This window comes from Yersinia entomophaga (assembly GCF_001656035.1).
GTDB classification, from domain to species: domain Bacteria; phylum Pseudomonadota; class Gammaproteobacteria; order Enterobacterales; family Enterobacteriaceae; genus Yersinia; species Yersinia entomophaga.
Genome location: NZ_CP010029.1, coordinates 3,119,432 through 3,143,159, shown reverse-complemented (window position 1 = coordinate 3,143,159; position 23,728 = coordinate 3,119,432). Strand labels below are relative to the sequence as shown.

Genomic DNA, 23,728 nt, shown 5'->3' with positions numbered 1-23,728 from the left:
GCCTCTGTCTGAAATTCAACCGTGCAACCTCGGGCAGAGTTGGCTATGATGTTGCGCCCATTTTTCATGGCTGTTACCGCGGAGGAGAGCCCTAACATGTCCCAGAAAGAGCTTTGGTATGAAACGCTCCATGCCAATTTCGGCCAGTATTTCTCTGTAGAGAATATTCTGTACCGCGAGAAAACCGAGCACCAGGATCTGGTGATCTTCGAGAACCCGGTTTTAGGCCGCGTCATGGCGCTGGACGGCGTAGTGCAAACTACCGAGCGCGATGAGTTTATCTATCACGAAATGATGACCCACGTTCCGCTGCTGGCTCACGGTCAGGCGAAGAAAGTGTTGATCATCGGCGGCGGCGACGGTGCCATGCTGCGTGAAGTCAGCCGCCACAGCACCGTTGAACAAATCACCATGGTGGAAATCGACGCCGGCGTCGTAGAATTCTGCCGCCAGTATCTGCCGAACCACAATGCCGGAGCCTATGACGATCCGCGCTTCAAACTGGTAATCGACGACGGCGTTAACTTCGTTAATCAGACCAACGAAAAGTTTGATGTCATTATCTCTGACTGCACCGATCCAATCGGCCCGGGCGAAAGCCTGTTCACCTCGGCATTCTACGAAGGTTGCGCCCGTAGTCTGAACGAAGGCGGTATTTTCGTCGCGCAAAATGGCGTGTGTTTCCTCCAGCAGGATGAAGCCGTCGATAGCCACAAAAAACTCAGCAACTATTTCGGCGATGTCAGTTTCTATCAGGCAGCCATTCCGACATATTACGGCGGTATCATGACCTTTGCCTGGGCTACGCAAAACCCGGCGCTGCGTCAGTTAGATCTCGCTACACTGCAAGCCCGGTTTGAACACGCAGGCCTGACCTGTCGTTACTATAATCCAGCAATTCATGTCGGTAGCTTTGCCCTGCCACAGTATCTGCTGAATGCACTTTCCACAAAACGTTGAGTATTAATCCGTAAGGAGGTGAACTAAATTGCACAAGCTTAAACTGCACGGCTTCAACAATCTGACCAAGAGCCTGAGTTTTTGTATTTACGATATTTGTTATGCCAAGACCGCAGATGACCGCGATGGCTATATCGCCTACATTGACGAACAATACAATGCCAACCGCTTGACCGAGATCTTGAGCGAAACCTGCTCGATCATCGGCGCGAATATTTTGAATATCGCTCGTCAGGATTACGATCCTCAGGGTGCCAGTGTCACTATCTTAGTCAGCGAAGAGCCCATCGATCCTCGTGATGTCGATACATCAGAACATCCCGGCCCGCTGCCTAACTCCGTGGTTGCTCATTTGGATAAGAGCCACATTTGTGTGCATACCTATCCTGAAAGCCATCCTGAAGGCGGGCTATGTACTTTCCGTGCCGACATCGAAGTTTCTACCTGTGGCGTTATTTCACCGCTGAAAGCGCTGAACTATCTGATCCACCAGCTAGAATCCGATATCGTGACTATGGATTATCGAGTACGCGGCTTTACCCGTGACGTTAAAGGTGTGAAGCACTTCATCGATCATGAGATCAATTCGATCCAGAACTTTATGTCAGATGATATGAAGTCGCTGTACCACATGATGGATGTGAACGTTTACCAGGAAAACATGTTCCATACCAAGATGATGCTGAAAGACTTCGATCTGAAGCACTATCTGTTTAACGCCAAGCCAGAACAACTGAGCGATGAAGAAAGAGAAACCATCACTCGTTTGCTGTACAAAGAAATGCAGGAAATCTACTACGGGCGCAACGTTCCGGAAGTATGATCGACGCGAAATGGCTCACAGGCAGGTTTTCCTGCCTGTGTTTTTTATCCTCGCCACGCTTTCTTTCCGATAAAACAACGATAAATCAACCCATCATCCCATTTTTTCCTGCTCGAATGTCGTACTCTGGCTGGCTGATATTTCATCGCCGACGCTGAGCCTGCCGACATGGAACGTACCGCTACATTATTGGGCATAGTTGCTATTTTACTTTGGAGCATGAGTGTCGCACTCACGCGTGGGTTAGCCGAAACCTTAGGCCCCTTTGGTGCAGGAGCGGCGATCTATAGCGTCAGCGGAATACTGGTCTGGCTGGTGGGCGGTAAACCGCAGATTCGCGGGCAGCATCCAGCATATTTATGGGGATGCGGTGCGTTATTCGTTATTTATATGGTTGCCTTTGCTATTGCCATCGGAATGGCGAGCGATCGCCAACAGACGCTGGAAATTGGCCTAATCAACTATCTGTGGCCCAGCCTCACTCTGCTTTTCGCCGTCGTACTACTGCGGTTACGCACCCGCTGGTGGCTATGGTTAGGGGCAGCCATTGCCTTATTCGGCGTTATTTGGGTTGTCAGCGGTGGAAATGGTCTGGATATCAGTATCTTGGCCACGAATATCAACCATAACCCGCTAGCTTATAGCTTAGCGCTGCTCGCTGCCTTTGCCTGGGCTATTTACTCCAATCTGGTGCGTGTTTATAGTCGTGGCCGAGGTGTACTGCCGCTGTTTCTTCTGGCCTGTGCGCTGTGCCTGTGGCTACTGTTTTTTACCCTGACACCGGGGCCACTTCATTTTACACCGCGGGCAGTCATGGAGCTGTTGATGATGGGCTGTAGTACTGCGCTGGCCTACCAATGCTGGGATAGCGCCATGAAAAAGGGCAACGCCACGTTGGTCGCTGCCCTTTCATATTTTACGCCTTTGCTGTCAGTACTGATCGCCAGTTTATGGCTCAGTACGCCGCCGTCAGCCGCATTTCTCCCGGGCGTCGGAATGGTGGTAGCCGGTTCGCTGCTGTGTTGGTCTGCCAGCCGATCGCCAGCCTCACCAAGAGAAAAATAAAAATCAATATTTCAGAATAAAGGCTCGGTAGCCTTTTAACACGGCGAGGAAATCCTCTAATCCGCACATGCAGAGGCTCTCTTCATCGTAATAGTTCATACCTTCTTCGATTTCATCGCCTTCAAAATCAAGTTGGTTAGCCCGAACCATCACCTCTTCACCGTCCAGCCACAAAGTGTATTCATGACCCACCTGCTGCCATTGGCGTTCACTACCGGCGACCTGAGCCGCGGCGGTCTCGATCTCATCGAGTTTAGTCAGGTCACCTTTAATTTCTTCATTGAGCCAGTGGCCGATCACTTCATGCCCCATGGAGAATCTGACGATTACCTGCCCCGTTAGATCACGCAAAAATTCATAGTCCATAGCACGCCCTCCTATTGCTCTTACTATTAGTTTAAACATTATTGGCGGGCTAACTAAGTCCAAGCTCGCAAAGTTATGCAACATCTTGCGATTACACCCAATAAAAACGGGAGACCCTTGGCCCCCCGCGTATTTAGATGCGAAATATAGCGGCTTAAACCGCAGTTTGAAAGGTTTGCATCCTACTTATCTGCATTAGCCGGGGAATGTTGCCATCAGGCCGCCGTCGACCACGATGTCACTTCCGTACAAGTAGCTGGATTCATCAGACGCCAGGAACAGGATAGCCTGAGCAATTTCTGTGGCTTCAGCGAAACGTTGCACTGGAAGCAGCGGCGTAAACTGCTCGTGGAATTTATCCCCATCCATTCCCTGTTTATACAATATTGGCGTATTCACCGGGCCGGGTGAAATCGCGTTGATTCTGATGCCATCGCCGGCCAACTCCGTGGTTAAACCACGCATTACCGCCAGCAGCGCCGCCTTGGAAGCACCGTAAATCGGCGCACCAAGCAAGCCACGATGAGCGGCAATGGAAGTGGTTATCACTACGGAGGCCGGGTTGCTCAGCAAGGGTCTTAAGGCTTGTAGTAAGAAGAACGGCCCTTTGAAATTCACTGACATCTGCCGATCAAAATCAGCTTCGGTCCAATCTTCCAGTGAATGCCAAATCCCCATTCCCGCATTCAGTACCAAGGCATCTAACTGACCAAAATCCTGTTTAACTTTTTCAGCCAATCTCCTCTGTTGCTGAATACTGCCGGAATCACTGGCATAAATTCTGGCTGCGGGCAGAGTTTTACAGGCATTCTCCAGGCTTTCCGGTGTGATCCCCGTAATCGCAACCTGAGCGCCCTGCTGCAACATTAGCTTTGCCGCTGCCAAACCGATACCCGATGTACCACCAGTAATAAGTACACGCTTACCTGCCATCCTATTATGATTTTTTATCGAATATGAATCGGAGGTCTGTGTCGTCATTAGGTAATTTCCGCTGTGAAAAAGAAAGGATTAACGCACGCTTACAGCCGCTGGCTGCTTTGAAAGCGTAGTCTATTGCAGTGGATAACAAAGATAATCTAATGTTTCGACAAGGCATTCAACGGGGAGAACAGGTGATAAATAGAGAATCAAATGCCGCTCACTCACTCTGTCAGAAACGAAACCTAGAGTGATCTATCGCGAGTAATACTCAGAAATCACGGAGGAAATCGCCCGTAGCACGGAATACAAGGCAATAAAAAGGAGGCCATCGGCCCCCTTCAATTTATTAGTAAAATTAATGATTAATACAAAAAATAGCTTACAGCGCAGTCTGGAAAATGACGCCGTCAGCTTTCTCTGTATATTCATTTAATTTATCGAAATTAAGATAACGATAAGTATCAACCGCAGTCTTATCAACCTGAGCCATATAAGTCTGGTATTCATCCGGCGTAGGTAGACGGCCTAACAAAGCAGCAATAGCCGCCAGTTCAGCTGAAGCCAGATACACATCGGCACCGGTACCCAAACGGTTCGGGAAGTTACGGGTCGAGGTAGAAACTACCGTTGCCCCATCGGCCACGCGCGCTTGGTTACCCATGCACAGTGAACAGCCCGGAATTTCAACGCGCGCCCCACTCTTACCAAAGATGCTGTAATAGCCTTCTTCCGTTAGCTGAGCGGCGTCCATTTTGGTTGGTGGCGCGACCCACAGGCGAGTAGGCAGCTGACCTTTATGTTGATCCAACAGCTTACCGGCGGCGCGGAAGTGCCCGATGTTGGTCATGCATGAACCGATAAAGACTTCGTCGATTTTGCTGTTTGCTACGTCAGACAACAGGCGAGCATCGTCCGGATCGTTTGGTGCACACAGAATAGGTTGAGTGATCTCGGCCAGATCGATTTCGATCACTGCGGCATATTCTGCGTCGGCATCCCCTTCTAACAGGCTCGGGTTAGCCAGCCAGTTTTCCATGCCAGTAATGCGGCGCTCCAAAGTACGGCGATCGCCATAGCCTTCGGCAATCATCCACTTCAGCAATACCACGTTAGATTTCAAATATTCTTCGATCGGCGCTTTATCCAGCTTAATGGTACAACCGGCGGCAGAACGTTCGGCTGAAGCATCGGCCAGTTCAAATGCCTGCTCCACTTTCAGCTCAGGCAAGCCTTCGATTTCCAGAATGCGGCCAGAGAAGATGTTTTTCTTTCCTTTCTTCTCAACGGTCAGCAAGCCTTCCTGAATGGCGTAATAAGGAATGGCATGTACCAAATCACGCAGAGTGATACCCGGCTGCATTTTGCCTTTAAAGCGCACCAGAACCGATTCCGGCATATCCAGCGGCATAACGCCAGTCGCAGCAGCAAACGCCACCAGACCCGAACCTGCCGGGAAGGAAATCCCGATAGGGAAACGAGTATGGGAGTCACCGCCGGTGCCGACGGTATCCGGCAACAGCATACGGTTCAGCCATGAGTGAATGATACCGTCACCGGGACGCAGGGAAACCCCACCGCGGTTCATGATGAAATCAGGCAACGTATGGTGAGTGGTCACATCAACCGGCTTAGGATAAGCGGCGGTATGACAGAATGACTGCATCACCAAATCAGCGGAGAAACCCAGACACGCCAGATCTTTCAGCTCATCACGCGTCATAGGCCCAGTGGTATCCTGAGATCCCACGGAGGTCATTTTAGGTTCGCAGTATTCACCCGGGCGCACACCATCAACGCCACAGGCGCGACCGACCATTTTCTGAGCCAGAGAAAAGCCTTTATTGCTTTTGGCAACCGGCTTGGCCTGACGGAAAATTTCGCTCGGTGGCAAACCTAAGGCTTCGCGAGCCTTAGTGGTCAAACCTCGGCCGACGATCAGCGGAATACGACCACCGGCGCGAACTTCATCCAGCAAAACATCGGTTTTCAGTTCAAATGTCGCCAGCACTTCACCGGTATCGTGCCGACGTACCTCACCCAAATACGGGAAGATATCAATCACATCGCCCATATTCAGCTTGGCAACGTCAACTTCAATCGGTAATGCCCCGGCATCTTCCATCGTGTTAAAGAAGATAGGCGCAATTTTGCTGCCCAAAACCACACCGCCACCGCGCTTATTCGGCACATAAGGAATGTCGTCCCCCATAAACCACAGCACTGAGTTCGTGGCAGATTTACGGGAAGAACCGGTACCCACAACGTCACCGACGTAAGCCAGCGGAAAACCTTTCTTATTCAGTTCTTCGATTTGTTTAATCGGGCCAACGCTGCCCGGCTGATCGGGATAAATGCCTTCGCGAGCATTTTTCAGCATAGCCAGTGCGTGCAACGGAATATCCGGGCGCGACCAGGCATCAGGTGCCGGAGACAAATCATCGGTGTTGGTTTCACCGGTCACTTTAAACACCGTCACGGTGATTTTATCCGCCAGCGCCGGGCGAGACAGATACCATTCCGCATCGGCCCAGGACTGCATGATTTGTTTGGCATGCGGGTTGCCGGATTTGGCTTTTTCTTCCACGTCATAGAAGTTATCGAACATCAGCAACGTGTGAGATAAGGCTTTAGCGGCGATAGGTGCCAGCTTTTCGTTATCCAGTGCATCAATCAGAGGATGGATATTATATCCGCCCTGCATAGTACCGAGCAACTCGACGGCTTTTTCAGGAGTAATCAGTGGAGAGGTTGCGTCGCCTTTGGCGATGGCGGCCAGGAAACCGGCCTTTACGTAGGCTGCTTCATCAACGCCGGGTGGAACGCGGTTAATCAGCAGGTCTAACAGGAATTCTTGCTCGCCCACAGGCGGATTCTTTAATGCTTCAACCAGCGCGGCCATTTGAGATGCATCCAATGGCTTCGGGACGATCCCCTCAGCGGCACGCTCGGCTACGTGCTTACGGTATTCTTCTAGCACGACATTCTCCTCGCTTTCATTATCATTTATTTTGCCTGGCTAACCGTTCTCTCCGGTCACCGAAATCGATGCCTAAAGTTGTAGGGTAAGTGCCCGGTTCTGCGCAGCCAGCATATCAGGATCTGAACTGGTTGTTAATTCGTTCACATAAAAGCAACATTAAATTTTTGCTGAATCGTTGAGCACAGTGTAATCACCTGAAAAATTTGTTTGGAATATCAATTCGTGGCTAACCAAGTGGTTTCGGTGATAAATACTCCGCAACATAATAACCATATTTTTGCAATGGATACTATCTCTCCGTGCAGGTTATGTATTGCGGATCAGGCTGATAGGAGTAAGGGTTAGCATAGGGAGCAGAAAATAAGGTCAATCCGATAACGGTCAATTTTTATGGTTAAGAAATCAGGCGGTGGGAGTTTGATAGCCCAAAACCATTTGCTGTTTCACTCGTGAAGTAGCTTTATTTCTAGCCTGTCACTGGGGGTTAACAGATGATTGATTGCGCGGATATTTGTTATCAAAAACTGCCCGTATCGCTACGGGCTATCGATTTTATTCAATAAAATTAACGATTAGAACTGCGTATTCAGGCTAAGGAAGAAAGTGCGTCCCGGTTCGTTATAGGTCGCGGCTCCGGCACCTTCAATACCCGCCACGCTCTGCGCGTTACCCGCACGGAACTGGCGTTTATCAAACAGATTTTCAATCCCAGTAGTGACACTGACATTCTTAGTCAGCGTATAGCTGCCGCTCAGACCAAATACCGCGTAAGGACTGACTTCTCTGGTCGCAGTACCTGTGACCAGATTTCCCTGATAGTCGAATTTCTTCGGTTTTTGGCGACCGTACCACACCACATTGGTCATTAACGATAAATCGTCTGTCGCCTGCCAGCTCAGAGAGCTATTCAAGGTGAACTCTGGCGTGATGGAAAGATAATCCCCGGTGGTTTTGTTCTCCGATTTCAGCATGTAGGTCAGGTTACTGCTCCACTGCACATCATCAGTAACCGGAACCGTCAGGCTGCCTTCCAGACCTTCCACCAGGGCTTTAGGCACGTTTTCCCATTGGAAAATATCTGAATCCACGTAGGCGCCTGTCCCACCGCTGGCATTACCTATTGATATCAAACCCGGCTCAATCTTATTACGGTAATCGTTACGGAAGTAAGTGACACCAGCAATCAGCCCATCCTGATGGAATTCCAGACCGATCTCTTTATTTACGCTGGTTTCCGCCGACAGAGACTCGTTCCCCATTAAATAGCAACTCCCGCCGCCACCGTAACAGCCTTGCCCACGGCTATATAGCAGATAGTCCGGGTTGGTCTGATACAGATTTGGCGCTTTGTAAGCGCGGGCAATACCCATTTTCAGCGTAAAATTATCGCCCAACGCCTGAGAAAGGTTCACCCCCGGGCTCCAGTTGCTCCCTGCTTTGCTGTGATGATCGTAGCGCACAGCCGGCGTCAACATGGTCGTTTCCGTCAGTTCGATATTATCTTCCACAAACAGAGAAGCAATGTGCGCCGATGTGCGCGTATTGCGCCCGGAATCCTTCAAACCGCCTACGCTACCGCCTTCGGTCGTGGTTTGAGTATTGGAGGCTGGATCATGCATTTTCTGATCGTTCCACTCCGCCCCAATGGTCACGACCTGATTTACGCCCCACTCGAACGGCAGATTAACTTCGCTGTGCGCAACGTAATTATCCAGGGTGATGGTATTAAAACCGCGGTTTGAGAAAATACCTTCGGTACCGCCGGCCAAACCTTCACTGATCCGCGAATTTCGGGTTTCTTCATATTGAAGATAAGACGTAGTGCTAACGCCGCTATCCCAGAATCCGCGGTGGGTTGCCGAGACATTCTCACGATACATGCGGTTAGTTTCAGCACCGTACAGGCTGCGCACAATGGCGTTACTGTTGGTATTTTGCGTATCACCAGCGTAAATATTTCCCTGACGGCTATAGCCTGCCTGGAATTCCAGAGACTGACCGGGACTGAAATCCCAGCGCAATAAGCCATTGATATCTTTATTACGTACGCCTTCACGTCCGGCAGGTAAAGTCCCGACCTGATTACCCGTGCGCAATGACTCATGACCGGCGTTGATATCCCACTCATCGGCATCGGTTTTATTGTATCTGCCGTATAAACGGAAGCTGAGCGTATCGCTTAGTGGCCCCATCAGGCTAAAGTCAGTGCGACGGGTCGCCCCTTCCTTACTGTGCTGCGGCACATTCATATAAGCATTCCAGCTACCTTGTAGCTGCTTGTTCGGCTGCTTAGTGATGATATTCACCACGCCACCGGCGGCACCATTGCCATAGCGAGCCGCCGCAGGACCACGCAACACCTCGATTTTTTCTACCATATTGGCGGGAACCCAATTGGTATCACCGCGAGTATCACGCTCGCCGCGCCAGCCGTAACGTACCGCATTGCGACTGGAAACAGGGATGCCGTCGATCATAATCAGGGTGTTTTCCGGCCCCATACCGCGAATATCGATCTGACGGTTATTGCCGCGCTGACCACTGGCGGAATTGCCAGAAAGATTCACTCCCGGCATAGTTCGGATGATTTCGGATAAATCATTGGCCGGCGGCCGTTTGCGTATATCTTCCGCGGTGATAACCGAAGCGCCTAGCGCCTGTCGTACCTGCTGCTCTGCAGTTACCACCAAAGTGTCGCCACTGGCTAGCGCATTGGTTTTTTTCGATGTAGATGTAGCAGTGGCTTCCGGTTGTTCGGTTGACGTGGTATCCGTACCGGTTTTGATATTATTTTGAGCTTGCGCCCACAACGGTGTGGAGAGACACAGGCCGATCATGGCCGCCAGGTAGCGCCGCTGCCATTTGACATTCATCATTATAAAAATTTCCCTAGTGCTGGCGCCCGCAACACATCGCGGCGGAGAGAGTCCCCGACGACTGATTAACGAGCCAACAAAAACAAACAAGATTGATAATTATTTTCATTACCCATTCGGCGCGCTAATTGTTACATTGCGCTACAGGAAAAAGGTTTGTGAAAACGGCAAAGCTCTTTGCCGCAGCGTCAATGTCATCGGGTAAAAAGTATGGAGACAATGCTCAAGGGGGGCTCATCTTGTCTGCGATGAAAAAAAATAGTATGCGCAAGGTTTCGGCTTCTTCTAAACCCATCTATCCCGAGCAAATTGTGCAACAATCCAATTTGGTCGCCAGCGACTATCGTCTAAGCGGAGGGAAATCCTCTGTCACTGACCCGGTGCTATTTGGTGATTTCCAGGTACTGCGCCTCAACCCCCATTTAATTCTGCATACGGCGAATGTCACTAATCTTTACGACATCAAAACGCAGAACTGTCTGGCGCCCTCACTCAAACTGGCTATCGTGGTGAGCGGCAGCGCGAATATATCCTTTGGTGGCAAACCATTAGAGCTACATGAGAAAGGGCCTTCCTCTCTGATTTCTCTCGTTGAGAACACCTTATTTACCCGGCATGGAAAGAAAAATGGTCATGAACGCACTTTAACGCTGACCTTTGACCGCGAATGGCTATATGGGGATTTGCTGCCGCAGGAAGGAGGATGGGAGAAACTGTACGACTTCACTCAGCAACATCTGGCAATTCATTTATGGCAACCATCTGTCCAGGCGATTTCCATCGCCCAGCAAATAGCAAGTGCGCCCCCCTACCGCACGCCACTGGAGCGGTTACGATGTGAAAGCCAGTGTATCGGTCTGATTATCGAGGCATTCAGCTCACTGGAACAATCAAGCCAACAGCAAAACAAAATATCTCTGCGTGGCTTGAATCGGATTCAACAGTTACGTGACTGGCTGGAAAGCGGCGAAGCCGACCAACTTTCACTGCAAGAACTGGCTCAGTCAATTAATATGAGTCCCAGCACGCTGCAACGCCGTTTCCGAGAGAATTATAACGTGACGGTATTTGAGTATTTGCGCCATTGCCGATTGAAGCGCGCCATGCTGGCCTTAAAAAAAGAAGGAGTCAGTATCGATCAAGCCGCTGCCATTGCCGGATATACCAGCTCCGCAAATTTTGCGACCGCACTGCGTCGCACGTTTAATATCACTCCGAGGCAAATTCGTGAAGGTTTTTATCCTTAATTAATATAATACAGTTAATTAATCGTCATACGTAATAGTCATTATATAAAATCAAATCCACTTACCTTATAAATTCAAATTTACAATTCAATGCTAATTTTGAAACCCTAGGCCGTGCTTATAACATTATTTATATTATAAAAGCGTTCTCATCAAATAAGGAGTGAATATGAAATTAACTATAACATTTTCAACTTTATTATTTACAACATTAGCATTGAATATTTCCCATGGACGAGAAGCTCAACCTAGATGGCAATCAAATAAAGAAAGCTGGTCCAATTTTCAGTCACGCCATTGTAAATGGGAACGCGGAGTTCCTTGTAAAACCGTCCCGAAAGATCAGGGGAAAGCACCGCCCAAAACCGACGAAGAAATCGCGTTTGAAATCAGTCTCGGCGTATTAAGTATGGGCCCAACCCCGCAGCCCAGAGGGTTTAAAGTCACCTTTGGTGCCAAGCCCGGAGCGACTACGGCAGCAAAACCCAGAGTCAGTATCGCTAGGCCAGGCTCACAAATCGGAGTCAATCCAGAGCGAACCCCGCTATTACCCGCCGCATCGAAGCCTAAACCCAAAATTTCGGATCGACTACAGAGAGTAAATGGCAAGGTCGGTTTCCTGTTCGGTGATACCCATCCCCCCACTTTAAGTGATGAACCTCCCCCTAAAATCCCCAGAATAAAACCGCCGGATAACAGCAACTCTTCATCAACCGACTCGGCTTCTTCATCCTCTTACGACTCTTCTACTTCGGTAGATGCCTATGATGTTGAAGGGAATCTTATGATGGACAAGAATAGAATTGACCAAATGGCACCGATAACACCTAATGATACTTCAACAATAAAAGAGGAACTTGAAGTTATATATGGAAAAACGAAATTAGATGAATGCAACCTAAATATTGACGATGAAATACAACGCTATAATTCAAACTTTTCACATGAAAAAATAAACTTCCGAGAATACTTTGCCATTAGAAACTTTCAGGAAGATAGATTTGTGGCCATAAATAATGCTCTGAGAAATGGAACCACTAATGATGGTTTAGAAACAGAAATAACGGAAGTCTACACAGCATTAGATAACCATTCTGATATTAATGTCTCATTACGTGAGAGCGGCTATATTATTTCCGAAGAAGAGAGCAGCGTTAGCGAAGTTTACCGAGGGGAAGTCAGAGATCGCGCAGAGTTCTTATCTAAAGTTATACCTGAAGAAACCATTCAAATAGATACATTCTTAAGCACTACCGCGGATGAAGAACTTATCGACCAATTCAATAGTCAAGAGCTGGAAGAGGGAAAAATCAACGTCAGATATACCATAAAATATTTTCTTGAACGCACCAACAGCACTGATATCAGCGAATTACTCGACGAGCCTGGAGAGGAGCGTATCTTCTTGCCTAAAAGCCGTTTCCTTGTCACAAATATAGAAGAATCAGCAGATGGCTCAAGCTTCAAGGTCGACATGCTGGCTCTTACCGATGAACCATTGCCGCCAGTACCGCAGGTTAACTGATTCCGTTCATTGACACATTTTTCCCAATAAAAAACGGCCCCTGAATCAGGAGCCGCTTTAACTAACACATCAGCAATCAGAAATTATTTCTTTTTCGCTTTAGGGTTAGGCAGGTCGGTAATGCTACCTTCGTAAATCTCAGCAGCCAAACCAACGGATTCGTGCAACGTCGGGTGAGCATGGATAGTCAATGCCAGATCTTCTGCATCACAACCCATCTCAATTGCCAGACCGATTTCCCCCAACAGTTCCCCACCGTTGGTACCGACAATAGCACCACCGATGATACGGTGAGTTTCTTTGTCGAAGATCAGTTTGGTCATACCGTCTGCGCAATCTGAAGCGATAGCACGGCCAGATGCCGCCCACGGGAAGGTGGAGGTTTCGTAGCTGATGCCTTTCTCTTTCGCTTCTTTCTCGGTCAAACCAACCCATGCGACTTCTGGTTCAGTGTACGCAATGGATGGAATCACTTTCGGATCGAAGTAGTGCTTCATACCGGCGATAACTTCAGCGGCAACGTGGCCTTCATGAACACCTTTATGTGCCAGCATTGGCTGACCCACGATGTCACCGATTGCAAAGATGTGCGGTACATTCGTACGTAGCTGTTTGTCGACGTTGATGAAACCACGCTCGTCAACTTCTACACCAGCCTGACCCGCATCCAGCAGTTTACCGTTAGGTACACGGCCAATCGCAACCAGAACTGCATCGTAACGCTGTGGTTCTGCTGGCGCTTTTTTGCCTTCCATCGTTACATAGATACCGTCTTCTTTGGCTTCTACTGCTGTAACTTTAGTTTCCAGCATCAGGTTGAACTGCTTGCTGATACGCTTTGTGAATACTTTCACTACGTCTTTATCAGCCGCTGGAATCACCTGATCGAACATTTCTACCACATCAATTTTCGAACCCAGAGCATGGTAAACGGTACCCATTTCCAGACCGATGATGCCACCGCCCATGACCAACAGACGTTCTGGGACAGATTTCAGTGCCAGTGCATCCGTTGAATCCCACACGCGTGGATCTTCATGAGGAATGAATGGCAGTTGGATCGGACGAGAACCCGCAGCGATAATGGCATTATCAAAGGTGATGGTGGTTGGACCATTTTCACCTTCAACGACCAAAGTATTCGCACCGGTAAATTTACCGAAACCGTTAACTACTTTGACTTTACGGCCTTTAGCCATACCTGCCAAACCACCGGTCAACTGATTGATAACTTTATCTTTCCAGACACGAACTTTATCAATGTCAGTCTTAGGCTCGCCAAAAACAATGCCGTGCTCAGCCAGCGCCTTGGCTTCTTCGATCACTTTTGCAACATGCAGCAATGCTTTTGACGGGATACAACCCACGTTCAAGCAAACACCACCCAGAGTGGAGTAACGCTCAACCAGAATAGTTTCCAGACCTAAGTCCGCACAACGAAAAGCAGCAGAATATCCTGCTGGGCCCGCCCCAAGTACCACGACCTGAGTTTTAATTTCAGTACTCATCATGACCTCTTAATTGTTTGTCCGGCGGGTCAGACGTCATTTATTAGGCTAATAAAGTTCATAACGCCCTTCATCCACCGGGACGCTTACACTGCGAGCAGTTTACAGAATTGTTAATAGACTGAAAAGCCGCATCGCGTGACGAGTGTCTCAACAACCTTGTCTACTAATGTAACGAGCGAAACAAGGTCGGTTCATAACTATCAGTGATATAACCATAAGCTAAGTAATAATAAGGCCGGCGCTAGGCCGGCCTAAGCTATTACATAACCAGACGGCGAATATCAGCCATAATGGTGGCAATGTAAGCTGCGAAGCGAGCACCTGCCGCCCCATCAATCACGCGGTGATCGAAGGAGAGAGACAGAGGCAACATCAGACGCGGTGCGAACTCTTTACCATTCCAAACAGGTTTCATGGATGATTTAGACACACCCAGGATAGCCACTTCTGGTGCGTTGACGATAGGCGTAAACGCCGTACCGCCGATGCCGCCCAGGCTGGAGATGGTGAAGCAGCCGCCCTGCATATCGGATGCGGTCAGTTTGCCGTCACGTGCTTTCTTAGAGATAACAGACAGCTCGCGAGACAACTCAACGATGCCCTTCTTGTTAACATCACGGAAGACCGGAACAACCAGACCGTTTGGCGTATCAACAGCCACACCAATGTTGATGTATTTCTTCAGCGTCAGTTTCTGACCGTCTTCAGAAATAGAGCTGTTAAAGCGTGGGAACTCTTCCAATGCTTTAGCAGCGGCTTTCATCAGGAACACCAGCGGGGTGATCTTCAGATCCTGTTTCTTCTTCTCAGCTTCAACGTTTTGTTGCTTACGGAATGCTTCAACGTCAGTGATATCCGCTTCGTCGAACTGAGTAACATGAGGAATCATGACCCAGTTGCGGCTCAGGTTAGCACCAGAGATTTTCTGGATACGACCTAATTCCACTTCTTCGATTTCACCGAACTTGCTGAAGTCAACTTTCGGCCAAGGCAGCATGCCTGGTAGACCGCCGCCAGCCGCTGCTGCCGGAGCAGCTTCAGCACGTTTCACTGCATCTTTCACGTATGCCTGAACGTCTTCGCGCAGGATACGACCTTTACGGCCAGTTCCTTTCACTTTCGCCAGGTTAACGCCGAATTCACGAGCCAAACGACGCACGACCGGAGTAGCGTGAACGTAAGCTGCATTCTCCGCGAATTCACCTTTGCTTTCCGCTTTGGCTGCTGGCGCTGCCGCTTTGGCCGGAGCCGCTGCCGCAGGTGCCGCTGCTTGTGGAGCCGGAGCTGCCGCAGGAGCTGCGCCTTCAACTTCGAAGACCATAATCATAGAACCGGTGCTCACTTTATCGCCGGTGCTGATTTTGATTTCTTTCACGGTGCCAGCAAATGGAGCTGGAACTTCCATGGAAGCTTTGTCGCCTTCAACGGTGATCAAGGATTGTTCAGCGGCAACTTTATCGCCCACTTTCACCATCACTTCGGTCACTTCAACTTCGTCACCGCCGATGTCAGGCACTTCAACGTTTTTCGCCGCTGAAGCCGATGGCGCAGCCGGAGCGGCTGCAGGAGCGGCTGCAGGAGCAGGCGCCGCTGCTGCCGGTGCCGCAGCACCTGCAACTTCGAAGACCATAATCATAGAACCGGTGCTCACTTTATCGCCGGTGTTGATTTTGATTTCTTTCACGATGCCAGCGAACGGAGCCGGAACTTCCATAGAGGCTTTGTCGCCTTCTACGGTAATCAGAGACTGTTCAGCTTCAACGCTGTCGCCAACCTTAACCATGATCTCGGTGACTTCAACTTCGTCAGAACCGATATCCGGTACCGCAACGTCTTTCGCTGCGCTAGCCGCAGGTGCAGCAGCTGGGGCTGGAGCAGCCGCTTGCTCTTCTGCCTTGGCAGGTGCCGCTGAGGCACCTGTAGCGGATTCGAAGACCATGATCAGTTTGCCAGTTTCGACTTTATCGCCAACCGCAACTTTGATTTCTTTCACCACACCCGCTTGAGGTGAGGGAACTTCCATAGAGGCTTTATCACCTTCTACAGCAATCAGCGACTGTTCAACTTCAACGGTATCGCCGACTTTCACCATAATTTCGGTGACTTCAACTTCATCTGCACCGATGTCTGGTACATTGATTTCGATAGACATTTGTTCTTTACCTCTTATGCCAGACGCGGGTTAACTTTATCGGCGTCGATACCAAACTTAGTAATTGCTTCTGCAACTACGCTGGTGTCGATGTCACCGCGTTTAGCCAATTCACCCAGTGCTGCAACCACAACATAAGAAGAATCAACTTCGAAGTGGTGACGCAGGTTCTCGCGGCTGTCAGAACGGCCGAAACCATCTGTACCCAGTACGCGGAACTCGCTGGCAGGAATAAAGTTACGAATCTGTTCAGCGAACAGCTTCATGTAGTCAGTAGAAGCAACCGCTGGCGCTTCGTTCATTACCTGAGCTACGTAAGGTACGCGTGGAGTTTCGGTTGGGTGCAGCATGTTCCAACGCTCACAGTCCTGACCATCACGAGCCAGTTCGGTGAAGGAAGTAACGCTGTACACATCAGAACCAACGCCATACTGTTCAGACAGAATCTGTGCAGCTTCGCGAACGTGACGCAGGATAGCGCCTGAACCCATCAACTGAACCTTGCCTTTCTCGCCGGCCAGAGTTTCCAGTTTGTAGATACCTTTACGGATACCTTCTTCTGCGCCCTGTGGCATAGCTGGCATATGGTAGTTTTCGTTCAGCGTAGTCAGGTAGTAGTAAACATTTTCCTGAGCGTCGCCGTACATACGTACCAGGCCGTCATGCATGATAACGGCTACTTCATAAGCATAAGCCGGATCGTAAGAAATACAGTTAGGGATAGTCAGTGACTGAATATGGCTGTGGCCATCTTCGTGCTGTAAACCTTCACCGTTCAGAGTCGTACGACCTGAAGTACCGCCGATCAGGAAGCCACGCGCCTGTTGGTCACCCGCTGCCCAGCACAGATCGCCAATACGTTGGAAACCGAACATGGAGTAGTAGATGTAGAACGGAATCATTGGCAGATCGTTGGTGCTGTAAGAAGTCGCTGCGGCCAACCATGAAGAAGCGGCGCCCAGTTCGTTGATACCTTCTTGCAGGATCTGACCTTTCTCGTCTTCTTTGTAGTATGCAACCTGCTCGCGGTCTTGCGGGGTGTACTGCTGACCGTTAGGGCTGTAAATACCGATCTGACGGAACAGACCTTCCATACCGAATGTACGCGCTTCATCAGCGATGATAGGAACGATACGATCTTTGATCGATTTGTTCTTCAGCATCACGTTCAAGGCACGAACGAAAGCGATAGTGGTAGAGATTTCTTTGTTCTGCTCTTCCAGCAAGGAGCTGAAATCTTCCAGAGCTGGCATTTCCAGTTTCTGGGTGAAGTTAGGCAGACGGCTTGGCACGTAGCCTTCCAGCGCCTGACGACGTTCGTGCAGATACTTGTACTCTTCGGAATCTTTCTCGAAGGTGATGTATGGCAGTTTTTCGATTTCTGAATCAGCAACTGGCACATTGAAACGATCACGGAAGTGACGAACACCGTCCATGTTCATTTTCTTCACCTGGTGAGCGATGTTCTTGCCTTCAGCCGTTTCACCCATGCCGTAACCTTTAATGGTATGAGCCAGGATTACAGTTGGTTTGCCTTTGGTATCTTGCGCTTTTTTCAGTGCTGCAAAGACTTTCTTCGGATCGTGGCCGCCACGGTTCAGCGCCCAGATTTCGTCATCGGTCATGTCTTTCACTAATGCAGCAGTTTCTGGGAAACGACCGAAGAAGTGTTCACGGACATAAGCGCCGTCTTTGGATTTGAAGGTCTGGTAGTCGCCATCCAGCGTTTCGTTCATCAGCTGAATCAGTTTACCGCTGGTATCTTTACGCAGCAGCTCATCCCAACGACCGCCCCAGATAACTTTCAGTACCTGCCAGCCAGCACCGCTAAAGATGCCTTCCAGTTCGTTGATGATTTTGCCGTTACCGGTAACTGGGCCATCAAGGCGCTGCAAGTTACAGTTGATAACGAAGACCAGGTTGTCCAGTTTCTCACGGGTAGCGATGGTGATCGCACCTTTGGATTCCGGCTCATCCATCTCGCCATCACCCAGGAAGGCGTAAACGGTTTGTGCTGAGGTATCTTTCAAACCACGGTGAGACAGGTATTTCAGGAACTTAGCTTGATAAATGGCGCTAATTGGACCCAGACCCATAGAAACGGTCGGGAACTGCCAGAATTCAGGCATCAGTTTAGGATGCGGGTAAGAAGACAGACCTTTGCCGTGAACTTCTTGACGGAAGTTGTCCATCTGTTCTTGGGTCAGTCGACCTTCCAGGAAGGCACGAGCGTAAACGCCTGGGGAGATATGCCCCTGGAAGTAAACCAGATCGCCGCCGTCTTTTTGGTTACGCGCACGGAAGAAGTGGTTGAAGCAAACTTCGTAGAAGGTTGCAGAAGACTGGAAGGAAGCCATGTGGCCGCCCAGATCCAGATCTTTTTTAGACGCGCGCAGCACGGTCATCACGGCGTTCCAACGGATTGCAGAGCGAATACGACGCTCCAGATCCAGGTTGCCAGGGTAGGCTGGTTCGTCTTCTACTGCGATGGAGTTAACATAGTTGCGGTTCTCAGAACCAGCAGCCACGCTTACGCCGCCTTTACGGGCTTCGCCCAAAACCTGATCAATCAGATACTGAGCGCGCTCAACACCTTCTTCACGGATAACCGATTCAATCGCCTGTAGCCAGTCACGGGTTTCGATCGGATCCACGTCATTAATTAAACGTTCTGACATGGTGGTATTCCTTATCTGTCTCTAATGGTTTATTTGGAGCCTATCTTCCTGTGTTTTAACCAGAGTGATTAAACCAGGTTAAAACACGCGCCCTGGTGAAAGCACCGGAAGATAGGCTCATCAGTTTAGTTGCCGCTTTTAGTGCTCAAAATAAGCACTTAGAACCCATCCCGACTGGGAGAAGCCCTTAATCCTTGCGTTGCTGGAGGCGTCGGAGCGATCGCTCACGGCGACTGTTCTCACGACTAAGATCCAGCAAGATTTCCTCAATAAACGCCAAGTGGCGGTGTGAGGCTTCGCGCGCTTTTTCCGGCTCGCGGGCCACAATCGCCTCGAATATCCCGGCGCGGTGACTGCTTACCGTTGCCAACATTTCGCGGCGCGAGTAAAGCAATTCGAAGTTCTGTTTAACATTCTGTTCTAACATCGGGCCCATGCAACGCAGTAAATGTAACAACACCACATTATGAGCCGCTTCTGTAACAGCCACCTGATACTGCATAACCGCATCAGCTTCAGCGTCTAAATCACCGCTGTCTTGCGCCTGTTGAATCGCAGTATGACATTCACGAATACATTGCAGATCTTCATCTGTACCGCGTAAAGCCGCGTAATACGCGGCAATACCTTCGAGGGCATGACGTGTTTCCAGCAAATCGAATTGTGATTCAGGATGGTCGGCCAGCAATTCTGCCAGCGGGTCACTAAAGCTTTGCCACAGGTTCGTCTGGACGAAAGTACCGCCTCCCTGGCGACGCAGCAGAAGGCCTTTGGCCTCGAGTCGCTGAATGGCTTCTCTCAAGGAAGGTCGGGAAACATCAAATTGCTTCGCCAGCTCGCGCTCAGGCGGTAATTTCTCGCCCGGACGTAGTGTCCCTTCCAAGATCAGGTACTCAAGCTGCTGCTCGATAACATCTGATAATTTGGGTTGGCGTATTTTGTTGTAGGCCATAATTTATGTGAGTCGCGCTGTAAGCCGTATTGAGTGAATTCGTCTCTGCGAATGGCGCTGAGTCAATTGGTAATACCAATTTCAAAAACGTGACGATAAAGTAACAAAGTATTCACTAGCTGTCCATACGGACATTGACCGAAATCATGAAAGCCAGCACATTTTAACAACTTCACTAATGTTATGCCGCAAAGTGGTAACCTATAGGTGGTAATACCATTACTCACCCCCGAAAAATTGTAACGATTATGAAAAGGATAATTAGGCAAGCTGAAGCGTTATAGTTGAGGCATTTGTGATTATTAAATCAATAAAAATGAATTTAAATTCGCCGATAACACTCTTTATTTTATTACCGAGAATATGAGCCCCTGAAAACTGGTTTGACCATTTTATAAATTCTCATTTCACCGAAGAATGTCTATAAAACCGCCGTTTCTCCCTCGCCATTTCTGAAGCCCCCTGAATAGTCACCGGCCTTAGCATTTCTTAAATGCATAAAATACGAGTGATCCATTGAAAAAGCAGATGCAATAATTCTCGCATACCACTATTCTCACGTAATGGGTAGTCATTGGCACCATTATCAAAATGAACACCCGTAAATAAAACAATACAGACAACGGCATTTCAAGATTACACAACACCACAAATAGCGATTTAGGCATTAGCCACAAAGACAGAGGATGCAACGATGAGTGTTCAACAAGAAGGCGCGGAGCTAAAGCGGGGTCTAAAAAACCGCCATATCCAGCTAATCGCCTTGGGCGGCGCAATTGGCACAGGGCTTTTTCTCGGTATTGCACAAACCATAAAAATGGCAGGCCCTTCAGTGCTGCTGGGATACGCCATCGGCGGCTTTATCGCTTTTCTGATCATGCGCCAACTGGGTGAAATGGTCGTTGAAGAACCGGTCGCAGGTTCATTTAGCCATTTTGCCTATAAATATTGGGGCAACTTCGCCGGTTTCGCCTCTGGCTGGAATTATTGGGTACTTTACGTTTTGGTCGCGATGGCCGAACTGACCGCCGTGGGGATTTACGTCCAATACTGGTGGCCGGAAATCCCGACCTGGGTTTCCGCCGCAGTATTCTTCCTCGCTATCAACGCTATCAATTTGGCTAACGTTAAAGTGTATGGCGAAATGGAATTCTGGTTTGCCATCATTAAAGTGGTAGCTATCATCGGGATGATTGTATTCGGTGGCTATTTGTTGTTGAGCGGACAGGGTGGCCCAGAAGCGACGGTCACCAACCTGTGGGCTCAGGGTGGCTTCTTCCCTAATGGTTTCATTGGGTTAGTCATGGCGATGGCGGTGATTATGTTCTCCTTCGGCGGCCTTGAACTGGTCGGCATCACTGCGGCAGAAGCAGAAGATCCCGCGCGCAGCATCCCTAAGGCAACCAATCAGGTTATCTATCGTATCTTACTGTTTTATATCGGTTCACTTGCAGTATTGCTCTCACTTTATCCTTGGGGAAAAGTGGTTGAGGGCGGCAGTCCCTTCGTACTAATTTTCCATGCTTTGGACAGTAATATTGTCGCTACTGTGCTGAATATCGTAGTGCTTACCGCCGCGTTGTCGGTGTACAACAGCTGCGTTTACTGCAACAGCCGCATGCTGTTTGGTCTAGCCAAGCAAGGGAACGGTCCAAAAGCTTTATTAAAAGTAGATGGTCGCGGCGTACCGGTCATTGCTATTGCTGTTTCAGCCTTTGCGACTGCATTCTGCGTATTGATTAACTATCTGATTCCCGGACGGGCATTTGAATTACTGATGGCGTTAGTGGTTTCAGCGCTGGTGATCAACTGGGCAATGATTAGCCTTGCTCACTTAAAATTCCGTGCAGCGAAAAACCGCCAAGGAATTGAGCCTAAGTTTAAAGCCTTCTGGTATCCCTTCAGCAACTACCTATGCCTCACTTTCCTGGCGGGCATTTTGGTTATCATGTACCTGACACCGGGCATTCAGATTTCCGTCTTGCTTATCCCCGTCTGGGTCGTCGTGCTAGCGGTTGGTTATATGCTGAAAAACCGAGTTAAGCAGAATAAATCTTAATCGCTCGTCGCTTTGCGGCATCTGATTTATAGCGATAAGCACCAACCTTCAGGCCCGCATTCATACTGTGGGCCTGTTTTTTAATTGCTCATAGAGCAATAAAGCCGCTTACTGAGCTTCATCGAAAGTCATTTGCTTAGTGATTAGTGATTAGTGATTAGTGATTAGCGATTAGCGATTAGCGATTAGCGATTAGCGATTAACGATTAACGATTAACGATTAACGATTAACGATTAACGATTGTTTTCACATGAGAAATTACGCCTAACCTCTCTCGCAACACCAGAGAAAATCAGCCAATTACCGCGGAAATCACCGTATTATAAAGGAGCTTAAAACTCCCGCTGCGGTGACATCTTTACCCATTCCACGGCCATGAGTGTCTGGTATTACCCAAGCCGAAAGCGAACTAATGTGTAGGGGAAATCAGGAGCAAAAAACCATCAGGCTCAACCGCCTCAATCCGACAATTCCCTGCCTGTATTTCGCTTGCCTTGTTCACTTAATACTCCCCATTAATAACTGAAAGCTAGCGCTAATACACTCTAAACTCCGTAATAAACTCGTTGAATTCTCAGTATTTCATTGTTTCCTGTTACAAAACCAACGAAGCCGACATACACTTATTTTGATGGGCTCTTGCTGCCAATCCGATGTTTTATTTACAAAGCTACCTTGTCAGATAGCAGTCATTTTTATCGAGAATGCCTCTAATGCCCGCTATACCAGTGCACCATAGATCGTGAGCAAAGCTACGACAATTATAATCGTCAACGTGACTTTCCGCGCCAAAGATACCGCCGCGCGTGGCGTTTGTACTGGGTCAAGATGCGGTTCTCTAGCCAGAGAATACTGAGCTAAACGGGTGAGCACCTGATACTGCGGGGAATGCAAGTCCCCCAAAGAGGCAAACCACGCTGGCAAAGCACGCTCGCCGTGACCAAGCAGTGCGTATGCCACGCCAACCAACCGGACGGGAACCCAGTCAATCCAGTGTAAAACACGGTCAATGCCTGACTGAGAGCGCTGCAAAGGGTTTCGGTGACGCGCCAGCCAGGTTTGGTATCCGCGTAACATCGCGTAGCCCGTAATAGCTACCGGGCCATAAAAACCACAAACCACCAGCCAGAACAAGGGAGCCAGATAGTAGCGGAAATTAATCCATAACAACGCATTCTGTAACTCTTGTAGTCGGTCCTTTTCGCCACAGTCCGCAGGCAATCCATGGATTAATGCCAGCTCTTCCGCCATTTGCAGACTGGCATTGGCATCCCCTTGTCGAGCGGCCTTCAGATAAGCACGATAGTGTTTTCTTATACCACCAGCGCCGATGCACAACAGGCAGATAACAATCCACAGTAACAGCCGCGGCAAGCCGAACAGATAGTCCTGAACCAACTGCAACATCAAACCGACAATGGCCATACACAAAATGGCCAGACCGAGCGTTTGCAGCAACGAGTATCGATGCAACCGACTAAAAATAGTGTCCAACCGGTGGTCCAGCTGCCAATGTTCGCCTAATTTGAACAAACGTTCCCAGGCCAGTACCAGCAATAGCGTAAAAAGCGTCATTGATTCCCTGTCTCCCTCTACATTCCACCAGCCC

15 protein-coding genes are annotated in these 23,728 nt (G+C 49.2%); 6 read left to right on the top strand and 9 right to left on the bottom strand.

Annotated features, from left to right (window positions below; all coding sequences use genetic code 11):
- The first annotated feature begins 96 nt into the window (after nt 1-96).
- The 3 genes from speE (at nt 97) to yddG (ending at nt 2,848) form a co-directional block, all read left to right on the top strand.
- Nucleotides 97-960 carry a polyamine aminopropyltransferase gene (speE, locus tag PL78_RS14190; RefSeq protein WP_064516463.1) on the top strand — a complete coding sequence of 288 codons (864 nt, stop codon included), beginning with the start codon at nt 97-99 and terminating at the stop codon, nt 958-960.
- 28 nt (nt 961-988) lie between these two features.
- Entirely contained in the window at nt 989-1,783 is a 795-nt protein-coding gene (speD, locus tag PL78_RS14185; protein WP_049598732.1) for an adenosylmethionine decarboxylase, read from the top strand.
- A gap of 168 nt (nt 1,784-1,951) precedes the next feature.
- Nucleotides 1,952-2,848, top strand: a complete 897-nt coding sequence (gene yddG / locus PL78_RS14180) for an aromatic amino acid DMT transporter YddG (RefSeq protein WP_064516462.1) — start codon at nt 1,952-1,954, stop codon at nt 2,846-2,848.
- A gap of 3 nt (nt 2,849-2,851) precedes the next feature.
- Here yddG and yacL read toward each other — a convergent pair whose 3' ends face one another.
- From yacL to PL78_RS14160, 4 genes are all read right to left on the bottom strand, one after another.
- Nucleotides 2,852-3,214 (bottom strand): protein YacL, encoded by a 363-nt coding sequence (gene yacL, locus PL78_RS14175; RefSeq protein WP_049598736.1) that lies wholly within the window; start codon nt 3,212-3,214, stop codon nt 2,852-2,854.
- Between the two features lie 195 nt (nt 3,215-3,409).
- Nucleotides 3,410-4,147 (bottom strand): SDR family oxidoreductase, encoded by a 738-nt coding sequence (locus tag PL78_RS14170; RefSeq protein ID WP_235600972.1) that lies wholly within the window; start codon nt 4,145-4,147, stop codon nt 3,410-3,412.
- Nucleotides 4,148-4,517: 370 nt separating this feature from the next.
- Entirely contained in the window at nt 4,518-7,115 is a 2,598-nt protein-coding gene (acnB, locus tag PL78_RS14165; protein ID WP_064516459.1) for a bifunctional aconitate hydratase 2/2-methylisocitrate dehydratase, read from the bottom strand.
- A gap of 575 nt (nt 7,116-7,690) precedes the next feature.
- The gene (locus PL78_RS14160) at nt 7,691-9,991 is read right to left on the bottom strand and encodes a TonB-dependent siderophore receptor (protein ID WP_064518453.1); all 2,301 of its coding nucleotides are present in this window, start codon (nt 9,989-9,991) and stop codon (nt 7,691-7,693) included.
- 242 nt (nt 9,992-10,233) lie between these two features.
- Here PL78_RS14160 and PL78_RS14155 point away from each other — a divergent pair, with 242 nt between their 5' ends.
- Nucleotides 10,234-11,241 carry a helix-turn-helix domain-containing protein gene (locus PL78_RS14155; protein WP_064518450.1) on the top strand — a complete coding sequence of 336 codons (1,008 nt, stop codon included), beginning with the start codon at nt 10,234-10,236 and terminating at the stop codon, nt 11,239-11,241.
- Nucleotides 11,242-11,410: 169 nt separating this feature from the next.
- Nucleotides 11,411-12,766 (top strand): hypothetical protein, encoded by a 1,356-nt coding sequence (locus PL78_RS14150; protein ID WP_064516457.1) that lies wholly within the window; start codon nt 11,411-11,413, stop codon nt 12,764-12,766.
- A gap of 83 nt (nt 12,767-12,849) precedes the next feature.
- On the opposite strand, the gene lpdA is transcribed toward PL78_RS14150, so the two are convergent.
- The 4 genes from lpdA to pdhR all read right to left on the bottom strand — a co-directional run bounded on the left by lpdA (nt 12,850) and on the right by pdhR (nt 20,059).
- On the bottom strand, nt 12,850-14,274 hold the full coding sequence (lpdA, locus tag PL78_RS14145) for a dihydrolipoyl dehydrogenase (protein ID WP_064516455.1): 1,425 nt from the start codon (nt 14,272-14,274) through the stop codon (nt 12,850-12,852).
- A 262-nt stretch (nt 14,275-14,536) separates the two neighbouring features.
- Complete coding sequence (gene aceF / locus PL78_RS14140; RefSeq protein ID WP_064516453.1) at nt 14,537-16,429, bottom strand: pyruvate dehydrogenase complex dihydrolipoyllysine-residue acetyltransferase; 1,893 nt, start codon at nt 16,427-16,429, stop codon at nt 14,537-14,539.
- Between the two features lie 14 nt (nt 16,430-16,443).
- Complete coding sequence (gene aceE / locus PL78_RS14135) at nt 16,444-19,107, bottom strand: pyruvate dehydrogenase (acetyl-transferring), homodimeric type (RefSeq protein WP_064516451.1); 2,664 nt, start codon at nt 19,105-19,107, stop codon at nt 16,444-16,446.
- A gap of 187 nt (nt 19,108-19,294) precedes the next feature.
- On the bottom strand, nt 19,295-20,059 hold the full coding sequence (gene pdhR, locus PL78_RS14130) for a pyruvate dehydrogenase complex transcriptional repressor PdhR (RefSeq protein ID WP_049598752.1): 765 nt from the start codon (nt 20,057-20,059) through the stop codon (nt 19,295-19,297).
- A gap of 694 nt (nt 20,060-20,753) precedes the next feature.
- Here pdhR and PL78_RS14125 point away from each other — a divergent pair.
- Nucleotides 20,754-22,118: an amino acid permease gene (locus tag PL78_RS14125; protein ID WP_064516450.1), complete on the top strand. Its 1,365-nt coding sequence runs from the start codon at nt 20,754-20,756 to the stop codon at nt 22,116-22,118.
- A gap of 721 nt (nt 22,119-22,839) precedes the next feature.
- Here PL78_RS14125 and ampE read toward each other — a convergent pair.
- Nucleotides 22,840-23,694, bottom strand: coding sequence for a beta-lactamase regulator AmpE (ampE, locus tag PL78_RS14120; protein WP_064516448.1), 855 nt, complete (start codon nt 23,692-23,694; stop codon nt 22,840-22,842).
- Between the last annotated feature and the right edge of the window lie 34 nt (nt 23,695-23,728).